The organism is Dendronalium sp. ChiSLP03b (assembly GCF_034531165.2).
In the GTDB taxonomy this organism is placed as follows: domain Bacteria; phylum Cyanobacteriota; class Cyanobacteriia; order Cyanobacteriales; family Nostocaceae; genus Dendronalium; species Dendronalium minutum.
Map to the genome: position 1 here is coordinate 1 of NZ_JAVRBR020000085.1, position 5,396 is coordinate 5,396.

A 5,396-nucleotide genomic window follows, 5' to 3' on the forward strand; every position below is an offset into this window, starting at 1 on the left:
TAAAGTCTGTTGTTGGTGCTGGTAATCCACTCGCAGAAGCGATCCCAGACGTTGGCGCTTTGGCGCTGTTGAATGGTTGCTGTCATGGTTTTATAATTGCGATTTGTTTTTTATGAATGAATCAAGCGTGTTTGTTTTCGCCTGTAAACTTATATTAAGAAATATGTTGCGTTTTGTAAAGCACTTTGAGAAAAAATTTTTAGCAATTCTGTGAAAAGCTCTGAAACCCTGATGATTCAAGTGTTAAAGGATGTTGAGTAAGTAGCGCTCAGAAAGGATAACAATATGAAGTGCTACTGCGATCGCCTTTTACAGCAATATTTGTACTCAGGTAGAGACTTTTGCCAGCTAGGTGCGTTAGATTATATTCTCTTATGACAATTGATACTTCTTGCACTGTTACTTATAGCCCTGCTTATACAATCGTTCCTACTTACGAATGCTTTAATCGCTGTAGCTACTGCAACTTTCGCACCGAACCGGGTCAAAGTGCCTGGATAACGCTATCAGCAGCAGAAACCGTCTTAAAACAACTTCAAGACCAAAATATTTGTGAAATTCTTATACTCAGTGGTGAAGTGCATCCGCGATCGCCAAAGCGTCAGGCATGGTTTCAGCGGATTTATGATTTGTGTGAATTAGCACTTTCGCTGGGGTTTTTACCGCATACAAATGCGGGGCCGTTGAGTTTTGAAGAGATGCAGAAGCTGAAGAATGTTAACGTTTCGATGGGTTTGATGCTGGAGCAGTTAACGCCAGCATTATTAAATACCGTACATCGACACGCACCCAGTAAAGTACCAGAAGTCAGGCTGCAACAATTACAATGGGCGGGAGAGTTGCAGATTCCCTTTACAACAGGGTTACTCCTAGGAATTGGAGAAACCGCTGATGATTGGTGGGAAACATTAGAAGCCATATCTCACCTGCATCAACATTACCGTCACATTCAAGAAGTCATCCTGCAACCCCACAGTCCAGGAAATCAGCAAAGCTTTGATGCACCACCTTTTGACCCCCATCAGTTACCAGAAGTCATTGCTAAAGCACGTCAAATTTTACCGCCAGATATTACAATTCAAATTCCGCCGAATTTGGTTAAAGATGACCGATGGTTAATTGCTTGTATTGAAGTTGGTGCTAGAGACTTAGGCGGAATTGGGCCAAAAGATGAAGTGAATCCCGATTATCCACATCTTCAGGAAAAGGCATTGAGAAAAATTTTACAGCCTGCGGGATGGGAATTAGTAGCGCGTTTACCAGTATATCCTCAGTTTGATAGCTGGTTATCAGAGGAATTGCAAAAAGCGGTGAGACAATGGCGAAAGATTTTAACCCCAGTTTCTCTTTTGCAAGAACAAGGGAGTGCAAATTTGCCCATTTTCTAATATTCACCTTGTTCATAAGTTCTTAAACCTTGTCAACGAGTCTTTGAACTTCGTTCATCTCTCTCAGATACTCGTCGGCGATTATCAGAACCTCACTAATGAATTTTGGGGCCGCTCATAACCCAATCCCCATCCGTGTAACATTAGACCTCATTCTAAAGGCAAATATCTCAGTAAAATTGCGTTATCATTGCACTAAACTGGTAAATTCACCCTATAGCTCAGGATTTTGCAACTTTAAAAAAGATATACAACGTTTTTGACCCATTTCGACCCTTGCCAACTGGAGATCCAGCTTATGTCGATTGTCAGGAGTGCGAGGAGATGGCGACATTTTGGTAGAGGTGGGTAGAGAGATTTTGTTGTCAGACAGAAAGACTTGTCAACTTTATGCTGGTCATCGCGGTGCAGGCAAATCAACAGAATTGCTGCGTCTTCAGAAAAATTTAAACGATCGAGGTTGCTTTGTTGTCTATTTTGCCGCCGATGACCAAGATATCGAACCAGAAGATGCCCAATATACAGATATTCTCCTTGCTTGCACACGACGTTTATTAGAAGCATTAAAAGATAACGCTAATCCTGAACCTTTGCTGTCATGGTTGAAAAGCCGCTGGCATGAATTAAAAGATTTGCTACCTGACGTATATTTAGATGGTCTGAGTGTAGAGAATGAAATTAGATTCAGAAACTCTAAACCAGGAATCATCACGTATACTCCAGCATGGATACTATGAAAAATATCTCAGGCTAACACCAGAAGAAAGAACTCAACAAATACTAGCAATTCAAGAATTACTTGCAGAAAAACATCAATTAACTAGTAGGCAAGCAGAATTACTAGTTGAACTGGGAAATTTGTATTTTACTGAGCAAGATTGTACAAAAGCACTCGCATCCTACGATCAAGTACTGAAAATTAAACCTGATTACTACTATGCTTTGTTTTTCCGGGGCACTGCGTTAGATGATTTAGAACGTTATGAACAAGCAGTTGCATACTACGACCAAGCACTGAAATTTAAACCTGATGACCACGATGCTTGGAACAACAGAAGAATCGCCTTGGTAAAGTTGCAATGGCAAAAATTTACTCAGGCTGTGACAATATTTTTGCAAATTATCAGTTTTAAGCGTTGATCCAAGAGTAGCGATCGCTTTCTTACTCCCACTTTTAACAACTTAAATTAAAAGCGATCGCCCACAAATTATTCATCTGGAAGAACTTGAAAGTATCTGTAGCCATGATGGCTTTTTGAACGGCTACGCACCAGATGATGAAGGACTTTATAACGACTGAAATTAAAAGCGATCGCCTTCACACTTCCTTATGAAACAAAACTTAAACTAAAAGCGATCGCCCTTAACTTACCCAACTCAGAAGTTGCCACCCAAACTTTAAATAAACTACTATAAGGAACCTACAGACAAAAAGCCTTATGAATGCCGAATTGATTAAGCCGATTTATGAAGTTGAACCTCAACCAGGAGAGAAATTGAATCTCCCAGAACCAATACTGGAAAGTATCACTACAAAACGCTGGGTAATCACCATCGAACAAAAAGCGGAAGAACCAGAAAGTACCCGTAGCTATGATGGCTTTTTGAACGCTTACATACCAGAAGACGAAGGACTTTATGACGACTATCCAAACAGGTAAGTTTTGGATACAGACATTCCATCTCCAGCGTTCCTTCGTCATAAATCATTCAGGAAGCTTTATCTTTCTCATATCCGCTAGCATGGTTTCAAAAGTCCGCTAACTGAATGTTTCTCAATACAACCCTTGGTTTTTAAGACGCTGCGTGCAGTTACCATTGCTTAATGGGGTGCAGACTACCACTAAAATAGTCTTAAATCAACAATCTACAAACACTAATTCAGCCTGCATCCTTCACTAGACAGAGCTTGCACTGTAAACCCTGTTGTAAAATAGACAGTAGAAGGATTCGGGGGGCCATTTACTGGTCATAAACGCCTATAGAGACTATCTACGGAAATCTGCAAGGTCTAAAGTCCAGCCAGCTGAAGCAACTACAGCGGCTGTACCACCAGCGCATACCAGGCGATCGCATCACCACGCCTGAGTTTTCCCAGCGTCTGGCGGCCATTAGTACAGAAATCAATCAACCTGTGTGTGCCTACCTCAACCGTCGCGGACAAGTGATTCGCGTAGGGGTAGGCACACCACGTCAAACACAAATCCCACCGTTGGAATTGCCCCGTTACGGTGCAGAACGTCTCAGTGGTATTCGTTGTATCGCCACCCATTTAAAATCAGAACCGCCCAATGATGCGGCACTGACAGCTATGGCACTGCAACGATTAGACGCTTTGGTAGTCATAAATATTACCGGAACAGGATTTACACGTAGGGGAGGAGGCGCTGCTGGGTATGTCAAAGAAGCTTATTTAGCTCACCTGACACCCCAAGAGTCTCGTGCCTTGATGACAAGCCCTGCTGCATTCAAGATAGAGGAAAATCAAGTCCAATCTCCAAGTTGGACTATATCGCCACCTCTGAGCTTGGATATAGTGGCACAGCAGGATTTTATAGATTTGGTGGAAGGGCTGGAAGAGGAGTTCCGCCGCGAATTTGTAGCCCAGGAAGTAGATGCTGACCACGATCGTGTGCTAATTGTGGGAGTAATGACCGATGAGTTGACTCCCCAACAATTTCAAGACACCTTGGCCGAATTAGCACGGTTAGTGGATACAGCCGGTGGAGATGTATTACAGACAGTACAACAAAAGCGATCGCGCATTCATCCTCAAACAGTAGTCGGCGAAGGAAAGGTGCAAGAAGTCGCTTTGACAGCCCAAACTTTGGGAGCTAATCTCGTTGTCTTTGACCGCGACCTCTCACCCGCCCAAGTCCGCAACTTAGAAGCACAAATTGGCATTCGAGTAGTTGACCGCACAGAAGTAATTTTAGATATCTTTGCCCAACGCGCTCAATCCCGTGCTGGTAAGTTGCAAGTAGAGCTGGCACAGTTAGAATACATGCTGCCGCGACTAACTGGTAGAGGTCAAGCAATGTCACGGTTAGGGGGTGGTATTGGTACTCGCGGCCCTGGTGAAACCAAACTGGAAACTGAACGCCGTACCATTCAGCGACGTATTTCCCGACTGCAACAAGAAGTAGACCAATTACAAGCACATCGTTCGCGGTTACGACAGCGACGGCAACATCGGGAAGTTCCCTCAGTGGCTTTGGTTGGTTATACCAACGCAGGCAAGTCCACCTTGCTCAACGCCCTCACTAATGCTGAGATTTACACAGCCGACCAGTTGTTTGCCACTCTTGACCCCACAACGCGCCGCTTGGTGATTCCCCATGGCGAGGCTGGCGAATCCCAAGAGATTCTAGTTACAGATACAGTAGGGTTTATCCATGAACTACCTGCATCGTTAATGGATGCCTTCCGCGCCACCTTGGAGGAAGTCACAGAAGCTGATGCCCTACTGCATTTAGTAGATTTATCTCATCCTGCTTGGTTGAGTCATATTCGTTCAGTTAGAGAAATCCTTGCAGCAATGCCAGTGACTCCTGGCCCAGCGTTAGTTGCCTTTAACAAAATCGATCGAGTAGATAGTGAGACTCTAGCTCTAGCTCAAGAAGAGTTTCCTCTAGCAGTATTTATTTCAGCAAGCCAGCGCTTAGGATTAGAAACCCTACGCCAGCGCCTTGACCAGTTGATTCAATATGCTGTTGACTCTCGGTAAATACCGAAAATAAATTTAATTTACAGTAAAAAATGCCGTAGTTATATTAACTACGGCATTTTCTATTGAAAACAACATTAGGACTTACGCAGTGATACGAAAAATCAAGGGTTTAGACAGGGACAGGGGTGTAGGAGTATATAGCCCTCTTTTATCACTTTGGGAGAACCCAATCGCTGAAAGCCTTTCGAGGCTTTAATTTCTAAGTTTTGGCTATAAATTTTAGTTACTGTTAGAAAATAAAGGCTCAAAGCTTGACTCAATCAAAGTTTCAGAATCTT

At 43.1% G+C, this 5,396-nt stretch carries 5 protein-coding genes; all 5 read left to right on the forward strand.

Features of this window, described 5'->3' with window-relative positions:
• Positions 1-374: 374 nt before the first annotated feature.
• The 5 genes from cofG to hflX all read left to right on the forward strand — a co-directional run bounded on the left by cofG (position 375) and on the right by hflX (position 5,115).
• Positions 375-1,388 carry a 7,8-didemethyl-8-hydroxy-5-deazariboflavin synthase subunit CofG gene (gene cofG / locus RMY31_RS20565; RefSeq protein ID WP_322662026.1) on the forward strand — a complete coding sequence of 338 codons (1,014 nt, stop codon included), beginning with the start codon at positions 375-377 and terminating at the stop codon, positions 1,386-1,388.
• Between the two features lie 305 nt (positions 1,389-1,693).
• Entirely contained in the window at positions 1,694-2,125 is a 432-nt protein-coding gene (locus tag RMY31_RS20570) for a hypothetical protein (RefSeq protein ID WP_409878141.1), read from the forward strand.
• Entirely contained in the window at positions 2,061-2,528 is a 468-nt protein-coding gene (locus RMY31_RS20575) for a tetratricopeptide repeat protein (RefSeq protein WP_322662024.1), read from the forward strand. The genes RMY31_RS20570 and RMY31_RS20575 overlap by 65 nt, the downstream gene beginning before the upstream one ends.
• A 299-nt stretch (positions 2,529-2,827) precedes the next feature.
• Positions 2,828-3,049, forward strand: a complete 222-nt coding sequence (locus tag RMY31_RS20580) for a hypothetical protein (RefSeq protein ID WP_322662023.1) — start codon at positions 2,828-2,830, stop codon at positions 3,047-3,049.
• Between the two features lie 320 nt (positions 3,050-3,369).
• Positions 3,370-5,115: a GTPase HflX gene (gene hflX, locus RMY31_RS20585; RefSeq protein ID WP_322662028.1), complete on the forward strand. Its 1,746-nt coding sequence runs from the start codon at positions 3,370-3,372 to the stop codon at positions 5,113-5,115.
• The last annotated feature ends 281 nt before the right edge of the window (positions 5,116-5,396 follow it).